This window comes from Nitrosomonas cryotolerans ATCC 49181 (assembly GCF_900143275.1).
Lineage (GTDB): Bacteria > Pseudomonadota > Gammaproteobacteria > Burkholderiales > Nitrosomonadaceae > Nitrosomonas > Nitrosomonas cryotolerans.
Genome location: NZ_FSRO01000001.1, coordinates 957,225 through 981,391, shown reverse-complemented (window position 1 = coordinate 981,391; position 24,167 = coordinate 957,225). Strand labels below are relative to the sequence as shown.

The 24,167-nt window shown below is 45.1% G+C and carries 17 protein-coding genes; 6 read left to right on the top strand and 11 right to left on the bottom strand.

Going from position 1 to position 24,167, the window contains the following annotated elements:
- Positions 1-47 precede the first annotated feature (47 nt).
- Both ppk1 and BUQ89_RS04320 read left to right on the top strand, forming a co-directional pair.
- Positions 48-2,123: a polyphosphate kinase 1 gene (gene ppk1, locus BUQ89_RS04325; protein WP_028462040.1), complete on the top strand. Its 2,076-nt coding sequence runs from the start codon at positions 48-50 to the stop codon at positions 2,121-2,123.
- Between the two features lie 38 nt (positions 2,124-2,161).
- Positions 2,162-3,739: a CYTH and CHAD domain-containing protein gene (locus BUQ89_RS04320; protein WP_074202504.1), complete on the top strand. Its 1,578-nt coding sequence runs from the start codon at positions 2,162-2,164 to the stop codon at positions 3,737-3,739.
- 291 nt (positions 3,740-4,030) lie between these two features.
- Here BUQ89_RS04320 and fba read toward each other — a convergent pair whose 3' ends face one another.
- From fba to def, 11 genes are all read right to left on the bottom strand, one after another.
- Complete coding sequence (gene fba, locus BUQ89_RS04315; RefSeq protein WP_028462038.1) at positions 4,031-5,095, bottom strand: class II fructose-bisphosphate aldolase; 1,065 nt, start codon at positions 5,093-5,095, stop codon at positions 4,031-4,033.
- 157 nt (positions 5,096-5,252) lie between these two features.
- A complete protein-coding gene (pyk, locus tag BUQ89_RS04310; RefSeq protein ID WP_028462037.1) occupies positions 5,253-6,704 on the bottom strand; it encodes a pyruvate kinase in 1,452 nt (483 codons plus the stop codon).
- Between the two features lie 24 nt (positions 6,705-6,728).
- Complete coding sequence (locus BUQ89_RS04305) at positions 6,729-7,907, bottom strand: phosphoglycerate kinase (protein ID WP_028462036.1); 1,179 nt, start codon at positions 7,905-7,907, stop codon at positions 6,729-6,731.
- Between the two features lie 141 nt (positions 7,908-8,048).
- Positions 8,049-9,047, bottom strand: a complete 999-nt coding sequence (gene gap / locus BUQ89_RS04300) for a type I glyceraldehyde-3-phosphate dehydrogenase (protein ID WP_028462035.1) — start codon at positions 9,045-9,047, stop codon at positions 8,049-8,051.
- A 74-nt stretch (positions 9,048-9,121) separates the two neighbouring features.
- On the bottom strand, positions 9,122-11,137 hold the full coding sequence (gene tkt / locus BUQ89_RS04295; protein WP_028462034.1) for a transketolase: 2,016 nt from the start codon (positions 11,135-11,137) through the stop codon (positions 9,122-9,124).
- Between the two features lie 303 nt (positions 11,138-11,440).
- Entirely contained in the window at positions 11,441-12,700 is a 1,260-nt protein-coding gene (locus tag BUQ89_RS04290) for a sigma-54-dependent transcriptional regulator (protein WP_028462033.1), read from the bottom strand.
- 74 nt (positions 12,701-12,774) lie between these two features.
- Positions 12,775-14,943, bottom strand: a complete 2,169-nt coding sequence (locus tag BUQ89_RS04285; RefSeq protein ID WP_028462032.1) for a sensor histidine kinase — start codon at positions 14,941-14,943, stop codon at positions 12,775-12,777.
- Entirely contained in the window at positions 14,940-15,560 is a 621-nt protein-coding gene (locus BUQ89_RS04280; protein ID WP_051537652.1) for a DUF4390 domain-containing protein, read from the bottom strand. The genes BUQ89_RS04285 and BUQ89_RS04280 overlap by 4 nt, the downstream gene beginning before the upstream one ends.
- A gap of 7 nt (positions 15,561-15,567) precedes the next feature.
- On the bottom strand, positions 15,568-16,845 hold the full coding sequence (rsmB, locus tag BUQ89_RS04275) for a 16S rRNA (cytosine(967)-C(5))-methyltransferase RsmB (RefSeq protein WP_028462030.1): 1,278 nt from the start codon (positions 16,843-16,845) through the stop codon (positions 15,568-15,570).
- A complete protein-coding gene (gene fmt / locus BUQ89_RS04270) occupies positions 16,838-17,797 on the bottom strand; it encodes a methionyl-tRNA formyltransferase (protein ID WP_028462029.1) in 960 nt (319 codons plus the stop codon). The genes rsmB and fmt overlap by 8 nt, the downstream gene beginning before the upstream one ends.
- Before the next feature lie 372 nt (positions 17,798-18,169).
- Positions 18,170-18,673, bottom strand: a complete 504-nt coding sequence (gene def / locus BUQ89_RS04265) for a peptide deformylase (protein WP_028462028.1) — start codon at positions 18,671-18,673, stop codon at positions 18,170-18,172.
- 111 nt (positions 18,674-18,784) lie between these two features.
- Here def and BUQ89_RS04260 point away from each other — a divergent pair, with 111 nt between their 5' ends.
- From BUQ89_RS04260 to BUQ89_RS04245, 4 genes are all read left to right on the top strand, one after another.
- Positions 18,785-19,810 (top strand): LysM peptidoglycan-binding domain-containing protein, encoded by a 1,026-nt coding sequence (locus BUQ89_RS04260; RefSeq protein WP_028462027.1) that lies wholly within the window; start codon positions 18,785-18,787, stop codon positions 19,808-19,810.
- 25 nt (positions 19,811-19,835) lie between these two features.
- Positions 19,836-20,930, top strand: coding sequence for a DNA-processing protein DprA (dprA, locus tag BUQ89_RS04255; protein WP_028462026.1), 1,095 nt, complete (start codon positions 19,836-19,838; stop codon positions 20,928-20,930).
- Between the two features lie 68 nt (positions 20,931-20,998).
- Positions 20,999-21,457, top strand: a complete 459-nt coding sequence (locus BUQ89_RS04250; protein ID WP_028462025.1) for a Smg family protein — start codon at positions 20,999-21,001, stop codon at positions 21,455-21,457.
- Positions 21,458-21,624: 167 nt separating this feature from the next.
- Positions 21,625-24,138, top strand: a complete 2,514-nt coding sequence (locus BUQ89_RS04245) for a DNA topoisomerase III (protein ID WP_028462024.1) — start codon at positions 21,625-21,627, stop codon at positions 24,136-24,138.
- Positions 24,139-24,167: the final 29 nt, after the last annotated feature.

The following is a 24,167-nucleotide window of genomic DNA, read 5'->3' as shown; positions in this document are numbered from 1 at the left end:
GATACCCGATCAATTAGCTTCAATAAATAAAATATGCTTTATTCTCCATGAGCTATTCTCCCACATCGAATCCATTTCTTAACCGCGAGCTCAGTCAAATCGAATTCAATCGACGGGTACTTGCCCAGGCCGAGAATAAAGATAATCCCCTTCTGGAACGACTACGCTTTTTATGTATCGTCAGCAGCAATCTTGATGAATTTTTTGAAGTGCGTGTAGCCGGTCTGAAAGAACAAATTAAATTAGATACACCTGGCTTAGGACCAGATCACATGGTGCCACATCGCGCTTTTAAACTCGTATCTGAACAATCCCATCAGATCGTGGCTCGTCAGTACCAATTATTGAATGCGGAGATTTTGCCGGGATTAGCAAACGAAAGTATTCATTTCCTGCGGCGAGATGCCTGGGATGATAAGCAACGTGACTGGATCAAAGCCTTCTTCTTCCGAGAGCTCATGCCGGTATTAACGCCTATAGGCCTTGACCCCGCTCACCCTTTCCCACGCGTACTGAATAAGAGCCTCAATTTTGCTGTCGCGTTAGAAGGTAAAGATGCCTTTGGTCGTAATTCCGGCACCGCTATTGTTCAGGCCCCTCGTATACTGCCACGTGTCATTCGTCTGCCAGAAGAAATCAGTTGTGGTCAATATAGCTTTGTATTTCTTTCATCAATTCTGCATGCGCACGTGGGAGAGCTTTTTTCTGGAATGAATACATTAGGTTGCTATCAATTCCGCGCTACCCGTAATAGCGATTTATTCGTTGATGAAGAGGCAGTTAAAAATTTACGCATTGCATTACAAGGAGAATTACCCCAGCGTCATTTTGGTAACGCTGTCAGATTAGAAGTCGCCGATAATTGCTCGCAGCACATCGCGGATTTTCTGTTAGAACAACTCTGTCTGACTCGAGATGATTTCTACCAAGTAGAAGGCCCCGTAAACCTGGCTCGTCTCATGTACGTTTCGGATCAGATTAATCGTCCTGATCTAAAATTTCCATCATTTATTCCGGGCTTACCTATATCACCGCAAAAAAAGAAAATCACTAATATTTTTCAGATGCTCCGCAAGCATGATCTTTTGTTGCATCATCCATATCAATCATTCCAACCAGTCATCCATTTTATTCAACAAGCGGCTATAGATCCCAATGTGGTCGCTGTGAAACAAACTGTTTATCGTACCGGTACAGACTCAATGGTAATGGATGCGCTCATTGCGGCTGCAAGCAGGGGAAAAGAAGTTACAGTCGTTGTAGAATTACTGGCTCGCTTTGATGAGGAGGCAAACATTAATTGGGCTAGCCGTCTCGAAGAAGTTGGCGCGCATGTCGTTTATGGCGTCGTCGGTCATAAAACGCACTCTAAAATCGCCATGATTGTCCGCCGCGAAGAAGGCAAATTGCGCCGTTATGTACATTTAGGCACGGGTAACTATCATCCTGGTACAGCTCGATCATATACTGACTTCGGCTTACTGACCTGTCACGAAGAAATCTGCACAGATGTCAATGAGGTATTCATACAACTAACGGGCCTGGGTAGAGCTGGCAAATTAACACATTTATGGCAATCACCTTTCAACCTTCATAGTCAGATATTAAATGCAATCAATAATGAAATCCAAAATATCAAAGCAGGTAAACCTACCCGAATAATCGCCAAAATGAATGCACTCCTGGAACCCAGGATTATTCAAACACTCTACGCAGCTTCTAATTCTGGTATCAGTATCGATCTCATTGTGCGCGGCGCGTGTGCTTTACGTCCCGGCATTCAGGGCATGTCCGAAAACATCAGGGTTCGGTCGATAATTGGACGCTTCCTGGAACATACACGTATTTTCTATTTCTGTAACAACAACGCACACAATGTATACCTTTCCAGCGCAGACTGGATGGATCGCAATTTCTTTCGTCGTATAGAGCTCTGTTTTCCAGTTTTAGATGATCGGCTTAAGAAACGTGTCATCAATGAAGGCTTAAAACCTTATCTCAGAGATAATTGCCAGGCATGGGAAATGGATCAGAATGGAGGCTATCGTTGCAAATCCGTCCGGCCTAGCCGAAGATATTCTGCTCAGGAAGCATTATTAGGAAAATTGGCCGTAGTAAGTTAAATAATCCAGTCATCATACGGGACAAAACTATCAAGAACGTGATACCCACCGAAATTGAGCTCAAACTACGCTTGTCACCAAAACACGTTGCAGATCTACAGTGCCTGCCATTACTCAAATCCATGAGCATGACCCGCCCCATTACACAAAAGCTCTATAGTATTTATTATGATACGCCAGACCTGCACCTCATGCATCACGGTATCGCATTGCGGTTACGCCGGGTCGGCCGACATTGGATTCAGACTATTAAAGGAGGCGGATCGGCATCAGCCGGTTTACATCAACATAATGAATGGGAAGCCCGGGTATCAAACGAACAGCCCGATTTCACGAAAATTACAGACCCCAATCTGATTCGACTATTGAGTGGCCCCCAGTTACGTAAGCAACTTCGCCCGATATTTACAACCGATTTTTCTCGTCACACTCGCCTGTTACAATTAAACGACGGTAGTCAAGCTGAATTCAGCCTTGATCAAGGTAAGATTTCTACTGATCGAAAAAAAAGCGCGCTATGTGAAATAGAGATAGAATTAAAATCAGGTAATTCGGTTCAACTACTTGAATTTGCCTTAGTATTATCACGCGCTTTCCCGTTTCCCTTAAGACTAGAGAATACAAACAAGGCGGAACGCGGCTTTGCACTTTATTCTGGGCAGAAGCGGCCGCCAAGCAAAGCGCAGCCCCTTGTTATGCATCCTGATACCGATCTAGCGGCCGCATTCAAAGAAGTATTACAGAATTGCCTAACCCATCTGAACAATAATGAGAATGGCCTATTGGAAGATTCTAATAGTGAATACCTGCATCAAATGCGTATTGCCCTAAGAAGACAGCAATCGGCACTGAACCAGTTCTCACAAGCACTCCCTAAAGATCGCCTGTTGTTAGCCATTGCACCCGAATTAAAATGGCTGACCCGTCAATTTAACCCGGCTCGAGATTGGGATGTTTTCTGCACACAAACACTTCCCATGATACACACCGGCTTTCCCGATCATACAGGCATCAACAAACTCAAAAAATCATGTCTCCGGTTACGTCATAAACACTATAAAAGCGCACAGCATGCTGTCAAATCAAAACGTTATTTAGAAATAATGTTAAAGCTAAGCCTGTGGCTTAATTCCAAACAGTTATCCCCTCAATTCAGATCAGGAAATCCCGCGGCATCACTTCATACATCCGTAATACCGTTTTCAAATACGCTGTTGACTAACCAGCACCAACAGCTAAAAAAATATGGCAATTCGTTGACGACACTCAGTACATCTTCATTACATAGTTTTCGTATCAGCATAAAGAAACAACGTTATCTAACCGAATTCTTTATTACGCTTTACCCAGGCAGGGAATCCAGTCAATACCTTCGGTCGCTACATGAGTTACAGGATATTCTTGGCGTGATCAATGATCAGGCTGTCATCAAACAATATTTAAAGAAAATAAAGATTACCCGCAAGACAACAACACAGAGCGAAGCAATCGGGATTATCCTCGGATGGGTTGCGCATCAAACCCTATTGCAGAAACCAGCACTCAATCGTGCCTGGATCTCCTTCAATAAAACAGCTCCTTTCTGGCAAAAGACAACTGCCGGAAAACGAGCCTAATGCATAATAACAGGTGAGACTCTTGCAAAAATCCTCGTTATAATTTCTAGTCTATTGATTATAAATAGTTAATTTTTTCAACTATTGGGGTTTTGCAAAGGTCTCAAAAAGATGAATACAATCTAATGCAAGCTAATTGATTGCTATCATGATGATAGCGTGAATAAGAAAAACGGCCAGCTTCATCCAATCCCAGATGAAAAAATGATTTTTCACAGGATCGAAACAAAGTGGCCGTTTCTCTTTTTATTGACAAACGATTTAATCCGACAAATTTCTGTCCTAGGCGATTTATTTAACGATCGCTTTTAATTCTCCCTTAAGATACCGCTCTGTCATCTGATCTAGCATAATAGGTTTGATTTTCCCCGCCTGACCAGCACAACCAAATGCTTCAAAACGCGCTTTACAAATATCTTTGGCCGCAGTGGTTGCTTCCTTAAGAAACTTACGAGGATCAAATTCGCTCTTATTGTGAGCTAAATGACGACGAATCGCACCAGTCATAGCAAGGCGGATATCGGTGTCGATATTAATCTTCCGTACACCATTTTTTATCCCTTCCTGTATTTCTTCTACCGGCACACCATAAGTTTCTTTCATTTCGCCGCCATATTCACGGATAACTTCCAACCATTCCTGTGGCACCGAGCTAGAACCATGCATAACCAAATGCGTATTTGGAATACGCTGATGGATTGCTTTTATTCGCTCAATTGCCAGAATATCGCCGGTTGGCTTACGCGTAAACTTGTAAGCACCATGTGAGGTACCAATCGCAATCGCCAATGCATCCACTCCTGTTTTCTTAACAAAATCAGCAGCCTGCTCAGGATCCGTTAACAACTGATCATGGCTCAACACACCTTCTGCGCCATGACCATCTTCAGCTTCTCCCATGCCTGATTCAAGTGAACCCAAACAACCCAGCTCACCTTCAACCGAAACGCCCACTGAATGCGCAATATCCACAACCTGAGCTGTAATATTAACGTTATATTCATAAGACGAAGGCGTTTTAGCGTCTGCTTCCAGAGAACCATCCATCATGACACTGGAAAAACCGCTGCGAATTGCATTAATACAAACAGCTGGGGATGCGCCATGATCCTGGTGCATAACAACTGGAATATGAGGATAAGCCTCCACCGCTGCAGCAATCAGATGACGCAGAAAAGCTTCCCCCGCATACTTACGTGCGCCGGCAGAGCCCTGCATAATGACGGGACTGTCACATTCATCAGCCGCCTGCATAATGGCATGAATCTGCTCCAGATTATTAACATTAAAAGCAGGTAAGCCGTAGCCATTCTCTGCCGCATGATCCAAAAGTTGTCGTAATGATACTAGCGCCATCTAAGTCTCCTTCAAAAAATAATCTTAATATATCTGTGTTTAGCTATCAATTATTGATGATATAAAAAACGAACTCCCAGTATATGTACGCTGCCGCCTATATCTGTCAGCAATCATCAAAAACAGGGTAATACCGATATACTATCCAGCGATGCACTCATACCATATCGGTATCTTCTTTTTGTTTACACTCACCTACCTTAACTATCTTCATCGTATTCGTTCCGCCCGCTTTTCCAACCGGTTCGCCGATAGTCATCACCATAAGATCACCATTTCTTATTACACCACGCTTGAGCAACTCATCTTCCGCAAGGCTTAAAATCACCTCCGGATCAATCAAACCATCACCAAATTCTACCGGATAAACACCACGAAACAGCGTCACTTTACCTCGCGTATCTTCTTGAGGACTGAGCGCAAATATGGGCACTTTAGAACTCCTACGCGACATTAACAATGCGGTTACGCCACTTTGAGTTAGTGCAGCGATAGCACGAATCTGTAAGCCGCTGGCAGTAAACATCGTCGCGCGGGCAATGGCTTCTTCAATTGTTGTTGGATGAACAATGGGTATTCGTCCATCCTGGTTTACTAAATATTCCTTTTCCGCTTCTAGACAGACCCGCGCCATTGCCTCCACCGATTCAACGGGATAAACACCTGCAGCAGATTCAGCCGATAACATAACCGCATCCGTCCCATCCAGCACTGCGTTAGCCACATCAGATACCTCTGCACGAGTCGGAATCGGATTCGTAATCATCGATTCCATCATCTGAGTCGCTGTAACTACTAATTTATTCCTGGCACGAGCGGCACTAATCATTCTTTTTTGTAAAGCAGGCACTACTGCATCGCCGACTTCAACAGCCAAATCCCCCCGTGCAACCATAATGGCATCCGACGCTTCTAAAATATCGTCCAATGCAAGAATCGCTTCAGAGCGCTCAATCTTCGCCATAAGCAGGCTTTTGCCGCCCGCTGCAGTCATCAAGGCACGTGCCTGTCGCATATCGTCACCAGAGCGGGGGAAAGATACTGCCAGGAAATCCGCATTAAATGCCGCCGCAGTCTTGATATCTTCCAGGTCTTTGCTGGTCAAAGCCGGAGCGCCTAGACCCCCACCCTTACGATTAATGCCTTTATTATTGGATAAAATACCACCCTGTTCGACTACGCAGTAGATTTGATGTCCTCTAACCTTTGATACGCCCAGAACAATACGGCCATCATCCAGCATCAATGTCGCACCCGTCTCGACATCATTAGGCAATTCTTTATAATCCAGGCCTACCCGCTCCTGATTACCCAGTTCGCACTCCGCATCCAGTATAAATTCATCCCCAATTTCTAATTTGATTTTTCCATTCTCGAATTTACCAACGCGAATTTTAGGGCCTTGTAAATCAGCCAATACACCGATTGTATAGCCAGCGGCACGTGCCAGTGAGCGGGTTAACTCAGCGTATCCAATATGCTCTTCCCGGGTACCGTGGGAAAAGTTAATCCGAACAACATCTACCCCAGCTTCAATCATTCGTCCCAGAACCTTTGGATTACCACATGCAGGCCCAAGTGTTGCTACAATTTTTGTTCTTCGGATCATTTGTATGAATATATCTCAGATATGTCAGTGTGCGCGCATCTCTAATATTTCTACTGCAGGCAACTTCTTGCCCTCTAAAAACTCCAAGAACGCACCACCCGCCGTCGAAATATAAGAAACCTTATCATAAATATCGTATTTTTGAATGGCCGCGATCGTATCGCCCCCACCTGCCAAAGTAAAAGCCTTCGTATTTGCAATAGCTGTCGCAATCGTTTTGGTCCCAGCACCGAATTGATCAAACTCAAATACTCCTACCGGACCATTCCAGACAACCGTGCCAGCCTGCATAATAATATCAGCCAATTCCTGCGCGCTTTCAGGTCCGATATCAAAAATCATTTCATCATCATTCACGGCATCGGCCTTCTTTAATACCGCTGGTTCATTCGCATCAAATTTCTTTCCAACAACCACATCGACGGCAATTGGAATTGAAGCGTTACGTTTCATCATCTTATCCATCAGCATTTTAGCCGTTGGCACAAGATCATTTTCACATAACGAATTACCAATATTCTTACCTGTCGCTTTAAGAAAAGTATTGGCAATACCGCCGCCAACCACCAGTTGGTCAACTTTTTCAGAAAGTGATTCAAGCACTGTAAGCTTAGTTGAAACCTTAGATCCACCTACGATCGCAACCATTGGACGGGCAGGATTCAATAATGCTTTGGTTAAAGCTTCGAGTTCTTCTGTCAATAAAATACCCGCACAAGCCACAGGCGCATATTTGGCTATGCCATGCGTTGAAGCTTGAGCACGATGAGCGGTACCAAAAGCATCCATTACAAAAATATCACACAGTTTGGCATACTTTCGAGCCGTCTCTTCAGCGTTTTTCTTTTCACCGATATTAATCCGGCAGTTTTCTAGAATGACTAACTCGCCTTCCTTAATTTCAAAACTACCTTCCACCCAGTCTTTGATTAGACGTACTGGTTTACCGAGACGGCTAGCGATATTGTCGGCAACCGGCTTTAATGAATTTTCTTCTGTCCACTCACCCTCTTCTGGACGACCCAGATGAGAAGTAACCATGACTTTAGCTCCCTGCTCCAGACAATGATTAATCGTTGCCATTGAGGCAGTGATACGTGCATCCGAAGTCACGATGCCATTCTTAACTGGCACATTCAGATCAGCACGAATAAAAACACGCTTCCCCTTGAGATTAAGGTCGATAAGCTTGATAACAGACACAGCGCACTCCAGATTGTCTAAAGTAAAAATATAAGGGATAGCGCGCCATCCCTTATGTCTAGGTTAGCTAAAATAGCTTATGGTCAGAAATAGGGAACAGGCAGGCTGCTGACTTCCAGCTGCCCATTCTCCATTACAAAATTACTTAGCAACCACGCGAACCATTTCCAACACCTTGCTGGAGTAGCCCCATTCATTATCATACCAGGAGACTACCTTGACGAAGCTGCCATCCAAAGACATACCTGCTTCGGCATCAAAAATAGAAGTACAACTTTCACCACGAAAATCAGTAGACACTACTTTTTGATCGGTATAACCCAGTACACCCTTCATTTCTCCTTCAGAAGCAGCCTTCATCGCCTTACAAATATCATCATAGGTTGCATCTTTATCCAGTTCCACCGTCAGATCTACAACAGATACATCAGATGTTGGAACACGAAAAGCCATGCCGGTTAGCTTCTTATTCAACTCTGGAATAACGACACCCACTGCTTTTGCAGCACCCGTTGAAGAAGGAATAATATTTTCCAGAATACCACGGCCACCGCGCCAGTCTTTATTGGACGGGCCATCAACAGTCTTCTGAGTTGCCGTAGCAGCATGTACAGTCGTCATCAATCCACGTTTAATACCCCAGGTATCGTTCAATACCTTGGCAACAGGCGCAAGACAGTTCGTGGTACATGAAGCATTGGAAATAATACTCTCACCATGATAAGTATTATCATTCACTCCATATACAAACATCGGCGTGTCATCTTTAGATGGCGCTGACATAATCACTTTCTTGGCACCTGCAGCCAGATGCTTCTGACAGGTTTCCTTGGTCAGAAAAAGGCCCGTTGATTCAATCACCACGTCCACGCCTACCTCATCCCACTTCAGTTCAGCAGGATCTTTAATGGCCGTCAAACGAATTCTTTTTCCATTGACAACAAGTGTATTACCATCAACAGAAATATCGCCCTTAAAACGACCATGCACTGAATCATGCTTCAGCATGTAAGCAAGATAATCCGGTTCCAATAAATCATTGATAGCAACCACTTCAATATCGGAAAAATTCTGCACCGCTGAACGAAACACCATGCGTCCAATACGGCCAAAGCCATTAATACCCACTTTAATCGTCATACTCATTACTCCTTAAATAAATATCTCGTTGCATGAAAGCAAGATCTGTTCAATCATTCTGGTATTGTAATCAATCAAATGATATTTTTTACGGTCTTGACTACATTCTCAACGGTAAAACCAAAATGCTCAAATAACACATCTGCTGGCGCGGATTCACCAAAGGTATCTATCCCTACCACAGCACCTTCCAAGCCCACATATTTTCGCCAAAAATCCGTTACACCTGCCTCTATAGCAACGCGTTTTACATTTCGCAGCAATACACTGTCTTTATAAGATACCTCTTGCCGGTCAAACAAATTGGTGCATGGCATTGAGACTACACGTGCATGAATACCGGTTTCAAGCAATGATTTCTGCGCATCTATTGCCAGACCAATCTCTGAACCTGTCGCAATCAGGATAATTTGTGGTTGACCATTATCCGCTTCCGATAAAACATAACCACCTTTATCAATCAATTTAATGGTAGCTGCATCACGCTTCTGGAATGGTAAATTCTGCCGACTGAAGATCAATGTAGAAGGTCCTTCTTTACGCTCAACAGCACGCGCCCAAGCAACCGCCGACTCAACGGTATCACAAGGCCGCCAGACATCCATATTGGGAATATAACGTAATGTTGCGGTTTGTTCCACCGGCTGATGCGTAGGTCCATCTTCACCCAACCCAATAGAATCATGCGTAAATACAAATAAATTACGAATCTTCATCAAGGCAGCCATGCGTAAAGCATTACGCGCATATTCCGAAAACATCAGGAAGGTAGCGCCATAAGGAATCAGGCCACCATGCAGAGACAATCCATTCATGATGGCGCTCATACCAAATTCACGCACACCATAATAGATATAATTACCCCCTGATTTCTGGCTCACGCCTTGCGAACCAGACCATAAAGTCAGATTTGATCCTGCCAGATCAGCAGAGCCTCCGATTAATTCCGGTAAAACAGGTGCCAGGTCTTCAATCGCATTCTGCGAAGCCTTGCGGCTGGCAATTGTTTCTCCCTTCGCATTTACCTGATTGATTACACTATCGACGTGGCTCTGCCAGTTAGCAGGCAAATCACCGGCCATACGACGCTTAAATTCAGCTGCTTCTGCAGGGTATTTTTCAGCATAGCGGGAGAAAACCTCATTCCAGTCACTTTCAAGTTTCTCACCCTTAGCACGCGCATCCCATACTTCGTATACTTCCTTAGGAATCTCAAAAGGTGGGTAATGCCAACCAATATGAGGACGTGTGGCAGCAATTTCTGCATCACCCAAGGCAGCCCCATGTACTGAATGTGTATTGGCCTTATTCGGCGACCCCATACCAATAACCGTTTTACAACAAATCATGGTGGGTTTATCACAGCATTTTTTAGCTTCCTCAATAGCCGCCTCGATTGCGTCCGGATCATGGCCATTTACATTGGGTACAACATGCCATCCATAAGCCTCAAACCGCTTTGGCGTATCATCGGTAAACCACCCTTCGACATTACCATCAATCGATATTCCGTTATCATCGTAAAAACAGATTAGTTTCCCTAATCCCAAGGTACCTGCCAATGAGCAGGCTTCATGGGAAATGCCTTCCATTAAACAACCATCACCCAGGAAAACATAGGTATGGTGATCAACAATATTAAAACCTGGGCGATTAAATTCAGCAGCCAGAATCTTTTCCGCCAACGCCATACCCACCGCATTAGTAATTCCCTGACCTAGTGGTCCCGTCGTCGTTTCTACTCCGGGCGTATACCCATACTCAGGATGACCCGGTGTTTTAGAATCGAATTGTCGAAAACGCTTAATTTCTTCCATTGGCAGATCATAGCCCGTCAGATGCAAGAGCGCGTAGATCAACATGGAGCCATGTCCATTGGAGAGAACGAATCGATCACGATCAACCCATTTGGGGTTATTCGGATTGTGGCGCAAATGATGTATCCATAGTACTTCCGCAATTTCTGCCATACCCATAGGCATACCGGGGTGGCCAGAATTGGCTTTTTGTACCGCATCCATTGCCAGCGCACGCACTGCACTCGTTAAATTTTTAAATACCGGCGCGTCAAAATCCTTGAATGTATCCATCGACACTAACTCCCTTATATTCAGCAAACAAAAACAGCCCGCCCCTACACTGAAGAACCTGCCAGATTTAAAGCGAATCTACTGAGCAAAGTGGAGAAGTGATTCAAGTTATAAATATATCTGATTTGAATCGCTTCTCCACTTTGCTCGCCCTAATCGTCGAAACCCGGCAGGTTCTTCGCGACGCTACAGACCGGAAAAATGCTATTATCTCTTAAGATACCTTATCCGACAACTATAAGTCCGCCTTTACGCATAAAATCATCTCTCTACAATAACCACAGCTTCAACACCTCTCCGGAATCAGTGGCCTCGTAACTTTATACCTAACAATTTTATTTTACGATACAGATGTGTTCGCTCTAATCCTGCACGTTCGGCAACACGCGTCATATTACCGCTTTCTTGATCAATCAATTTCTCAAAATAAGCCTTTTCAAATAAATCACGCGCCTCACGCAGCGAAAGATTCAACGGTGTGTCTGACATTGTCGGCATTGATGTTGATTTCGGAAATGCCAGTGCTTGTTGTACCGACTCGGCAGAAATCTCATCACCGACACAAGTTAGCGCCAAAGAACGAACCACACCTGTAAGCTGGGTGAGATTACCCGGCCAATCATAATTCCGTAAGCAATTAAGCGCAGCGGTACTCAACTGTAGCAAAGAAGATGTTTCACCTGACTCCACGAAACGTGAAAGTATTTGATTGGCTAATTCCGGAATATCTTCTCTATGCGCTCTCAATGCAGGAATGCTAATACTAAGATTACTCAAGATTTCATACAGTTTTACATTATAAACACCCTGTGCTGTTAGCTCAGCCAGCGGTAAAGAAGTCGCGCAAACCAATCGCACATTATATTTTTCAAGCTTACTCAGCAATAATAATAATCCTTTTTGCCCTAATCTATTAATTTCGCCAATATCTTTAAGAAATAATAGACCATCACGCGCCTGCTCCAATAGATCTAATGGTGCTTCAGTCAACAGTCCAAGCGTTTCTGGTTCTATCCATGGGGTATTCGGTCGATGCATAAATCGTGCGCACAACTCTACACCCACGCCCGGCTCGCCTGTGAGCAATAGCGGTGCTTTCAAGTTGGCAACCTGTTCCAGACGTTTCTTTAAGTCAGCGATTAGCGCACCTCTGCCTAGGCTAGCCAGCGACAAAATAGAGGGTCGTTTACTTTGGCTTCCTCTCAGGGCTTTTCCCACCGTACTTAATAATTTCTGTAACGGTATCGGTTTCTCCAGATAACCAAAGGCACCAATACGGGTCGCTTCCACTGCAGTATCGATAGTACCGTGCCCAGACATCATGATCACGGGCATAGTGAGCATGCCACTACTCGCCCAATCCTTTAACAAGGTAATACCATCTGTATCAGGCATCCAGATATCTAACAACACAAGATCAGGACGCGTTTGACTGCGCCAGATACGCGCCTGTTCGGCATTCTCTGCTAAAGCAACACGATAACCTTCATCATGCAGGATCTCCGATAACAATTCGCGTATACCAATTTCATCATCAACAATCAATATTGTATTGTTTGACATCGCTCTAGAATTTCTCCGTTGATGGAATACAATGAACCTGTTCCAGTTTCAACTCAATACGGCTCAACTTACACTCACGCCGCTCTATAATCTGTCGTCAATGCATTATTGCCGCCTGTGACTGGCAAGATAATGGAAACTCGCGCGCCATAGGGTTTCATATTTTTTATTTGAATAGCGCCGCCATGTTCTTCAACAATTTTCTTGACGATAGGCAGACCCAACCCTGTCCCCTTGGTTTTAGTCGTCACATACGGCTCAAAAGCATGTGCCTTAACTTCCTCAGAAAAGCCACCGCCATTATCACTGACACTGAGTTGCACACCCTTTTGTACCATTTCTGTAGAGACGATAATTGTCGGCTCAGGGGTATCAATCAGTGCATCCTGCGCATTCTTCAGAAGATTATGCAACACTTGGCGTAGCCGAGCTGAATCACCGCTTATAGATGGCAGATCAGCAGCAAGCAGTGATTGAACCTGCAAACAGGTGCCACCCTCTACCGCAGCATTTTCTGTCTCGTACAAAGCCAGAACCTCTCGCACGAGCGCATTGATATTCAACTGACATAGCTCCAGCTCAGGTACGCGCGCGTATTCACTAAATTCATTAACCATTTTCTTGAGCGCTTCGACCTGATTAACAATCGTTTCTGTAGAACGACGTAGAATTCTTTCATCCTGTTCATTCAATTTTTCTGCCAGTTTATGCAGCATTCGCTCGGCCGAAAGCTGAATCGGGGTCAGCGGATTTTTTATTTCATGCGCCAAGCGACGCGCTACCTCGCTCCATGCCACCGCTCGCTGCACCTGTAACAGGTGTGTAATATCATCAAACATCACTACGCCTCCCCCACCCGAAATCTGCGGCAAGCGTGTTCCACGCAGTAATAACACCTGATTCCCATCAGAACGGGTTATCTGACGTTGCCACACATCTGTTTCTCCTGAATCAAAACCCGCCCGGATCTCATTGATCAGTGTACTCAGCTGCGGCTCGTTCTCAACACAGCCCTCTATAGTTGAACCATCCAGGCTGATTAACGGAACTTGTAAAATCTGTTCCGCACTACGATTGGCCTTATATAAGTATAATTTGTCATCAAATACCAATACACCAGATGAAAGATTGGCTAAGATACTCTCCAGATGAGCACGGGCACTTTCTACCTGTTGCTGGTTATGCTGCGCTGTCGCACGCGCTTCTTCTAGTTGTTGCGTCATTAGATTAAAAGATTCCGTTAGCACACCCAGCTCATCGCTGCTCTGCACTAAGTGACGCCGACTGAAATCACCCTGAGCCACAGCACGCGTACCCTCTGCCAACATACCCAGCGGCGCACTCAGTTTTTCACTGATAAGCGATGCAGAAGCCAATGCAGAAAATAGTGCCAATAGCAGCGCCAATGTCAATGTTACACTATACAATCGAGTCAACCCCTGACGTGACAGAGACAGCTCCTGATAATCACGATACCCTGCCTGCACTCTTTTTGCATCTTTTGACAGCTGTTGCGGTACCGCCTGCAAAAGCTGTACCATACGAATGTCTTCTTTCAGATTCAATATATTAACTGGCGACACTACTCTCAGATACAAACCACTTCCGGCAATCGATTCTACTGCGCGATAAGCCTTCTGTATCCTGATATGGCGCATCACCGCTGTATTTGGCATATCCGGAAATAGGGATTGATTATTGATACTGGAAAAAGCAATGACCTTTCCATCCTGATTAAACAATGTCGCTTCCTGTACCTGTGATTGCGCCAGTAATTCATTGAGGACGGGTAAAGGCAGAACGTTCGGTTCAGATAATCTCAATGCAGCAACTTGCGCCTTTTTCTCCAACTCTCCCAGCAAATTATCGAGCATAGTGTGCCCTAAATTCAACCCTCCCTCCAACGCACGATCCACTTTTACATCGAACCAGGATTCAATACTTCTTTCCAGGAATTGCACCGATACCGCATAGACCAATGCGCCTGGAAGGATTGCCATCCATGAAAAAATTAAAAGCAAGCGTAACGCCAACCTGGAACCAAACACACCCGACTTGAGTCTGCGCCTCAGCCGCCACAACAAATATCCCACGATCACCATGAGAAACAGAACCAGGACGATATTTAATCCAATCAGCAGGCGATATCGACGCTCAAGAAATTCAGTATTTGCACCAGCCGTCGCCAACAAGAAAAGCATAACAGCGCCCAATCCTGCGCCGATAATCAGCACGTACTTCACAAACTCTCTTCACTATCAGAATCCTGCGTTGGCAACGGTAATTTCATCCGCCATTCCAACGCATCAGAACTGAGATTCCAATCCTTGGAACCAATCGTTTCCACCTGAAATGGTTTAGGCAGGCGTGTCAAATCGAGCCATACACGCAATGTGGCGATATACTCGACACCTTGCTTTAATTCAGACTGTGCAATAATCGGCCGCCCGCGAAACCGGCTCAACACCCGTAATGCTTCTTCCAGCGTATAAAAACTTTGTGACAAGGGCCCATGGCTCAAACGGTATTGGCGAGTCAGTGCATAATATCTTAGACCGATCCGCAACTTACTCCGCGCAACTTCTTTATCAAACCAATACCAACGCGGATCTACCAACAGAAATTTTGTAACAAAATACAGGGTAATACCCTTTTCAAGCGCCTGCTCCAAGGTAGAATTCAGTACGATTTCGGAATCGACATTAAGCTCATAGCCATGATCCACCGGCGCTACGCTAACATGCTTTACCTGAATACCGCCTTCAGCACGCGCCAGGGCCATCGAAAATATAATGACAGGCAATAACAACATCAGAATGATATGCAGGGACTTGATATGCAGGAACTGTACCGGTCGCATAAATAAATCAGGTTTTATGCAGCAAGGTATAGAAAAAACCATCATGATACATATTCGGTAATAACTGCCCATTCATTATCGACATTCCGGAAAGTGATAATGCTTGAGCATTTGAATGGTGACACAAGAATTTCTCCATTTGGCACTGATTCTCTTCAGCAAATACCGAACAGGTAACATAAAGTAACTGGCCGCCTCTAGCAAGGATTAGCCACAAAGCATTAAGAATTTTCTGCTGGGTTACGACAAACTGAGCCAGATCGCGCTCTCGGCGCAACCATTTTATATCGGGATGGCGGCAAACTACTCCTGAAGCAGAGCAAGGAACATCAGCCAGAATACGATCAAATGGCTTACCATCCCACCACTGAGCAGGATACGCCGCATCGCCACAAATCAAACGCGCGGCTTTTACCCTTGATCGTTCAAGATTCTGCGCAACCCGGGCAAGTCTTGTAGCATCATTATCCAGCACAGTCAAAGCCACCTGACCCAGCTCCAATAAGTGCGTACTTTTACCTCCAGGCGCAGCGCAAGCATCTAATACGCGCATACCATCCTGTATATTCAAAAATGGCGCGGCCAACTGTGCGCCTGCATCTTGCACGGATACCCATCCTTCAGAGAATCCAGGCAATTCCTTCACATTAACAGGTTGCACCAATTGAAGTGCACTGCACCATAAAAGTTGCGTCTTCATCTCCTTCTTGTCAAGTAATGCCTGATAATCCGCAACGCTGATCTTGCGCTGGTTAACCCGTAAGGTCATAGGTGGGCGCTTATTATTCGCTGCGAGTATTGCTTGAAAATCGTGAGGATATTGTGTGCGCAGCTTATCGATCCACCATTGTGGATGGGAATATCGCCCAACGTCGTTGCCATCGACTTGTTGCAGCAGGCATTCATGTTGCCGGATAAAGTTACGCAATATCGCATTGACCAGACCGGGTATTCTTTTCGAACCACCCAGAAAACGAGAAGCGGAAACAGCATGATCCACCACAGCGTGAGAGGGCGTTTTACTGTACTCCAATTGATACAAACTGACCAATAACAGAAAATACAGTTTTCTATCCTGCAAACTTTTTTTTAATAATAATCCAAGTAATGCATCGAGTTGGCCGTAAAAACGCAGCACACCATAACTTAAATCCTGAATAGCCCCTCTCTGCTGACTTGAAAGTGCCGGATATAGCTGCCATAACGCCTGCAATACGGCTGTGAGGCTCGCACCCGCCAATACCTTCTCTACAACAGACGCAGCAATACGCTGTGTCTTAATCATTTCGGGTATCAGTCCGATCGCATGAATTAAAGTAATCCCCGGGCTGTAATGTCTGGCGCCCGGTCAGAAATTCTGCTGCTTTCAATTTTCTTCCACCCTGCTTTTGCACCATTTCCAGTAAAATCATACCCGTACCACAGGCCACAACAATTCCGTCATGTCCTATCGCCATAATCTCACCCGGTCTACCCACACCTTCCGAGACAACCTTGGTTTGCCAAATCTTCAGCAGGCTTCCTTGAAGATAGGTATAGGCACCCGGATTTGGATTAAAGGCGCGCACACAATCATTTATTTGATCCGCAGTCAGCCGCCAATCAATCTCAGCTTCTGATTTTTTTATTTTAGATGCGTAGCAAGCCAACCATTCATCCTGCAAAACGGGATTCAGTTTTTTGTCCTGTAAAAACACTAGCCCTTCCACGATACACTCCGCACCCAATGCACATAACTTATCGTGCAGCGTTTGCGCTGTATCACCCGACGTAATAGGAATACGCTGTTTTAACAACATCATGCCCGTATCCAGACCGGCGTCCATTTGCATAATCGTAATACCGGTTTCTCGATCACCAGCTAATATCGCACGCTGAATCGGTGCAGCACCACGCCAGCGCGGCAACAAAGAGGCATGAATATTGAGACAGCCATAACGTGAAGTCGTTAATAACGCCTCTGGTAAAATCAATCCGTATGCTGCGACAATCATGACATCAGCCTCTAATGCGCGGATTTGCTCGCACAGTGTCGACGACTTCAACGTAGCAGGCTGCAACACTGTTAATTCATATTGCTGCGCCAATAACTTAACCGCACTGGCAGCCATTTTCATTCCCCTCCCTGCAGGGCGATCAGGCTGTGTCAACACCAGCACGATTTCATGACCAGCACGAATCAAAGCTTCCAATGCAGTAGCTGCAAATGTCGGGGTACCAGCAAAAATAATTTTCATCTTTAATAATATGAATTCACTAAAGTCAGCATCCTAATCTATCAATCAATGAAAATATCAGCCAAAAGATTGACTTCACGATACCCCTGAAACCCTGGCTAAACGCGGTATCGCGTCGATAAAAGACAGCGCGGACGGCAGGCTAACAACCTATAGCCTAACCAATTGATTCAATACTTATTCATAAGAAATATCGTCAAAAATACTGGACTTTAACGATCATAATGCACACAGCAAAAAAACCAAGCTATGCAATAGATTGATTCAGTTTTGAGGCACGCAGTCATCCGATCTCGTGAAGAACCGACAGACAAAAGCACTTACCTTATTTGCGCCACAAATCAAGCGTGCAATAGCTTCATAATCATTCAGTTACATGATACTACGCTGTCTTTTCTTCAGTCTCGCGATGACACGCGATTGCCTCAATTGCGACCAGTATTCAACAAACACCTTGCCAGTCAGGTGATCCATTTCATGTTGTATGCACACAGCAAGCAAGCCATCAGCATCCAAAACAAACGGGTTGCCTTCAATGTCCAACGCCTGAACTGTCACAGATTCAGCACGCCGTACCTTCCCATACACACCTGGCACCGATAAGCAACCTTCCTCATAATCAGATTCCCCACTACTCGCCACAATCTCAGGATTAATTAATGTGAGTAATTGATTATGTGTATCCGATATATCAATCACGATGACACGCTTGTGAACATCAACCTGAGTAGCTGCCAGACCGATTCCTGGTGCAGAGTACATGGTTTCCGCCATATCTTTTATTAAGATTCTGATATTATCAGTGACTTCTGGCACCGTAGCCGCTACGATATGCAGCCTCTCGTCGGGATATTGTAATATCTTTAGAATAGTCATAAAAAACTTGTGTAGTTTAACAAACTAAATACAGAATTCAGATCGTATCATTATTATCCGGCAATTATTGTGCCTGACAAACAAAGTCAACTCCCGCAACTGGAATCATCCATGCGTAAGCTTATTATATCTAAGATTTTATTTCTAAGTTTGTTTTTTGTTTTACCTGTCCAAGCGGATAATATTGTACTTCGCAGTGACACACCCGATCACCATGTCGTCCTTCCAGGGGATACGTTGTGGAGTATCGCCTCCCGTTTTCTAAAAGACCCCTGGCGTTGGCCACAAATCTGGGGGCTCAATCGGACACAAGTCAAAAACCCACACAAAATTTACCCTGGTGACATTGTTGTACTGGAGGAAACAGCTAATGGAAGCCGGTTACGGCTCGCAAAAAAAAAGGGAATGGTTAAATTATCCCCCAGCATACGGATAAATCGCCTCAGTAACGCAGCCATCCCCAGTATTCCCGCAAGCGCTATCGAACCCTTTCTGAGCCAACCGCTCGTCATTGAACAAAACGGCCTTGAGAAAGCACCCTTCTTACTGGGATCCAGTGATCGTCGTGTCATACTCAGTAGCGGCGACACGGTCTATGTTCACAATTTACCGACAAACCAAGGCGTAACATGGCAGATATTTCGACCGGGAAAAGCTTTAAGAGACCCTGACCGGAACGGTCAAATCTTAGGTTATGAAGCGACTTATCTGGGTGATGCCAAAGTGAGCATTTTTGCTAACATCAGCACGGCAACCATTACGCATTCTGTTCAAGAAATCTTGAAAGGGGATCGGCTGGTTGTCTCTCCTGATATTTTATTCAACAATTACATCCCGCGCGCACCAGAACTGCCCGTAAAAGGACGTATTATTTCGGTCTACGGGGGTGTCAATGAGATCGGCAAAGGCGCAATTATCACACTTAACAAGGGCACACATGATCACCTGGAGGCTGGCCATGTACTCGCCATTTATCGGGAAAGTTTCGTCAAAGCACCAGAAGGCAAAATGGTGCAGCTACCAGACATGCGTACCGGTCTCGCTTTTATATTTCGAGTTTTTGATCAGGTGTCTTATGCACTCGTTATGCAAAGCACCCAATCCATTCAAATTCATGATACGGTAGGAATACCCTGACAAGCAAACTTGTAACGTATCCGCCGTGAAAATTTTGCCAGATAGTGAATCCTGGCTCAGCCTCAACCTGATTGATGGTCTGGGTGGTGAATCAATACGCCGATTACTGGTTGCGTTTGGCAGCCCGACTGCAATCTTTGCTGCAAACACCCGCGCACTTGAGTGCATCGTAAAAAAATCCGTTGCAAACAATATTAAGCGGGGCCCTAACAGCGACAAAATATCGGCTGCACTTAAATGGCTGGAAGATCCAGCCAACTCGATCATTACACTGGCAGATTCAGATTATCCGTACCTGCTACTCAATATCGCTGATCCGCCACCACTTCTTTATCTTAAAGGACAACGCCGACTCCTGAGTATGCCCGCACTCGCCGTAGTAGGCAGCCGTAATGCAACGCCACAAGGGATTAGCAATGCCGAAACCTTTGCTGAAGCAGCCAGTAATGCAGGGCTCTGTATCGTTAGTGGAATGGCATTGGGCATTGATACCGCCGCACATCGAGGTGGTTTACGCGGCTCGGCCGCCAGCATGGCTGTAGTCGGCACCGGGCTCGATATTGTTTATCCGGCAAAAAACCATCAGCTTGCACATGAATTAGCAAAAAATGGCGCGATCATTTCCGAATTCCCATTGGGTATGCCAGCCATAGGTCATAATTTTCCGCGCCGAAATCGCATTATCAGCGGCATGACTCATGCCTGCCTGGTAGTAGAAGCAGCGCTGCGCAGCGGTTCACTGATTACGGCTCGCCAAGCGCTCGAGCAAGGACGTGATGTACTGGCCATTCCTGGCTCGATTCATTCGCCTCTCTCAAAAGGCTGCCATGCCCTGATCAAACAAGGTGCTAAACTGGTTGAGAATACGCAAGATATTCTCGACGAACTGGGCCATCACGCTATCGCTAATACAGCTAACACTCAGGAAGAAATCCACACGATACATTCAGCAGAAAGCGCATTACTACTCGAACATCTTGGGTATGATAACGTCAGTATCGATACCTTGTGTGTCCGCAGTGGCTTGACGGCTGAAGCAGTATCCGCCATGCTATTAACGCTTGAGTTAGACGGTTTCATTGCCAGTCTGCCAGGCGGCTGCTACCAACGCATACGGTAACGGTATACATGTATTTTTACACAACACATTGATCTAAAAAACATACTTGAAGTAACTCAAGGCTAACTATGTTCGATATTCTCGTTTATTTATTTGAAAATTATTTTGATTCCGGAAGCTATCCAGATTCCGCCACACTAACGCGTAAACTCACTATGGCAGGATTTGATAATGATGATATTAATCAAGCGCTTGACTGGCTTTCTGACCTGGCACGGCATGACACAGGAAACTACCCGGCTACACTGGCACAAAACAGTTCATTTCGTTGCTATACCCCATTCGAAATAGAAAGAATTGATACTGAAGGAAGGGGGTTTATCGCTTTTCTGGAACAAGCCGGCATGCTTAATCCATTACAACGCGAATTATTGATCGACCGAGTGTTAGCGATGGATGAAGGGACAGCCAGCTTAGAGAAGATCAAATTGATTGTATTAACCGAATTGTGGATACAAAATCAACTGACAGACCATTCCATTCTGGAAAAGTTACTGATCGTCAGTGATTCACATTATCGTCATTAAAACACTCATATATTCTCATTCCGCTAAAAAAGACCAACCGTTACCCGGATTTAATGTGCCCACTACTCAAATAAATCTTATGGCCATCTGCCTAATTCATTACGAGGCCCGGCAAATTATTTTTTCCAAACAACCACGGGCTAGGCGCCACTACTCACAGGGACACCATGGGTAAGCATTTGATTATCGCTGAAAAACCTTCTGTTGCAACGGATATTGCGCGGGTACTGGGTAATTTTACTAAACACACCGATTATTTTGAGAACGATCAATACATCATCTCATCCGCCATTGGTCACCTGCTCGAACTGGTCGTTCCCAAGGAATATGAAGTTAAACGGGGTAAATGGAGCTTTGCTAATCTACCGGTCATTCCACCACATTTTGATCTTAATCCTATCGAGAAAACAGCATCACGTCTGAAGCTTCTGACTAAACTGATCAAACGTAAAGATGTCGATACATTAATTAATGCCTGTGACGCGGGACGTGAAGGAGAATTGATTTTTTATTACATTGCACGTCATATTGGCACAAAGAAACCCATAAAACGCCTTTGGCTGCAATCCATGACGCCGGATGCTATCCGAGAAGGTTTTACCAATCTACTAGACAATAACGAGGTACAGTCACTGGCTGATGCAGCAATCAGTCGTTCTGAATCAGACTGGCTGGTTGGCATTAATGGCACACGCGCCATGACTGCCTTTAACTCTCAGGAAGGCGGCTTTCATAAAACAACGGTCGGACGCGTACAAACGCCGACATTAGCCATTCTTGTAGAGCGTGAAGAAAAAATTAAGAAATTCACACCACAAAACTATTGGGAAGTGCAAGGTATTTTTTCAGCTGATAGCGGCCATTATCAGGGCAGATGGTTTGATGAAAAATTCGCTAAAAATAAGATCAATAATGAATTAAAAGCCGAGCGGCTATGGGAGCAGGATAAAGCTGAAGCCATCCGTATCAAATGCCAGGGAAAATCCGCCAGTGTCAGTGATGAGAGTAAGCCAGCCAAGGAGACATGTCCGTTGCTATATGATCTCACCAGCCTGCAACGAGATGCCAACGGTCGCTTTGGATTTTCTGCCAAGGTAACGCTGGGATTGGCTCAAGCCCTATATGAGAAACACAAGGTATTGACTTATCCACGCACCGATTCACGGGCACTACCCGAAGATTACGCGGCCACAGTCCAGGAAGCCCTACAGGCACTGGAACAGACGGATTATGGCGAATTTGCCAGACATATCCTGCAATCCGGGTGGGTAAAACCCAACAAGCGTATTTTCGATAATACAAAAATTTCAGACCATTTCGCAATTATTCCCACTTCGCTGCAACCAAAAAAATTAAATGAGGCAGAGACCAAACTATACGATCTGGTGACCAAACGTTTTCTGGCAATTTTTTATCCCCCGGCTGAGTTTCTCATTACCACCCGGATAACACGGGTTGAAAATGAACCATTCAAAACTGAAGGCAAGATCATGGTCAGCCCAGGCTGGCAGGCGGTTTATGGCAAGAGCGCCCCTCATCAGGGAGCCACAGATGAAGTCTCACTGATTGCCGTCGCTCCGAATGAGCGCGTGATAGCAAAAGAAATTAAAACCGTGCCGAATCAGACGCGCCCCCCAGCAAGATTTAATGAAGCAACACTGCTATCGGCCATGGAAGGAGCGGGCAAGCTGGTTGAACATGAAGAATTACGCGAAGCCATGAGCACAAAAGGACTGGGTACGCCCGCTACACGTGCGGCTACTATTGAGGGCCTGGTATTTGAAAATTATATCTATCGCGTTGGGCGAGAACTGCATCCAACTGCCAAGGCGTCATCCCTCATCACATTATTACGGGGCCTTAAGGTACCTGAACTGATTTCACCTGAATTAACCGGCGATTGGGAATTTAAGCTCCGTCAGATTGAACAGGGCAAGCTTCAGCGCAGTGCCTTTATGGAAAAAATTGCCGACATGACGCGCCATATTGTTGAGCAGGCAAAAAACCATCGTGGTGAAACCATTAGTGGAGATTTCTCGACACTGCAATCCCCCTGCCCAAAATGTGGCGGATTAGTTCAGGAAACCTATAAAAAATTTCAATGCCAACAGTGTGATTTTGCCCTTTGGAAAATTTTGGCAGGACGTCAATTTGAAGTAGCAGAAATGGAAACACTCATTACTCAGCGCGAGGTAGGACCGTTACAAGGCTTTCGCAGCAAAATGGGACGCCTGTTTAATGCCAATATTAAGCTTACCGATGACCTTGAAATGAAATTTGATTTTGGCAACGAAAATGATGACAATGCTGAGGCAGTTGACTTCACTAACCACACTTCTCTGGGAAAGTGTCCTAAATGTGGCCACGCTGTTTATGAACACGGTATGTACTATCTGTGTGAGAAATCAGTTGGAATAACGCGCACCTGCGACTTCAGAACCGGAAAAATTATCCTGAACCGATCTATTGAACCGGAACAAACGAGCAAATTATTAGAAACCGGCCGAACCGATTTACTTACTCAGTTCATCTCAAAAAAAGGACGGCCATTTTCCGCCTATCTGGTTACAGACACAGCCGGAAAAATTGGATTCGAATTTGAACAAAAGAAGCCGAAGAAAGCAACTGAAGCTAAAACGGAGCGTGCCCGCAACAAAAAGACCACACCAAAAGTATCCTGATAAATCGAATGGCCAAAGACGCTATGCCG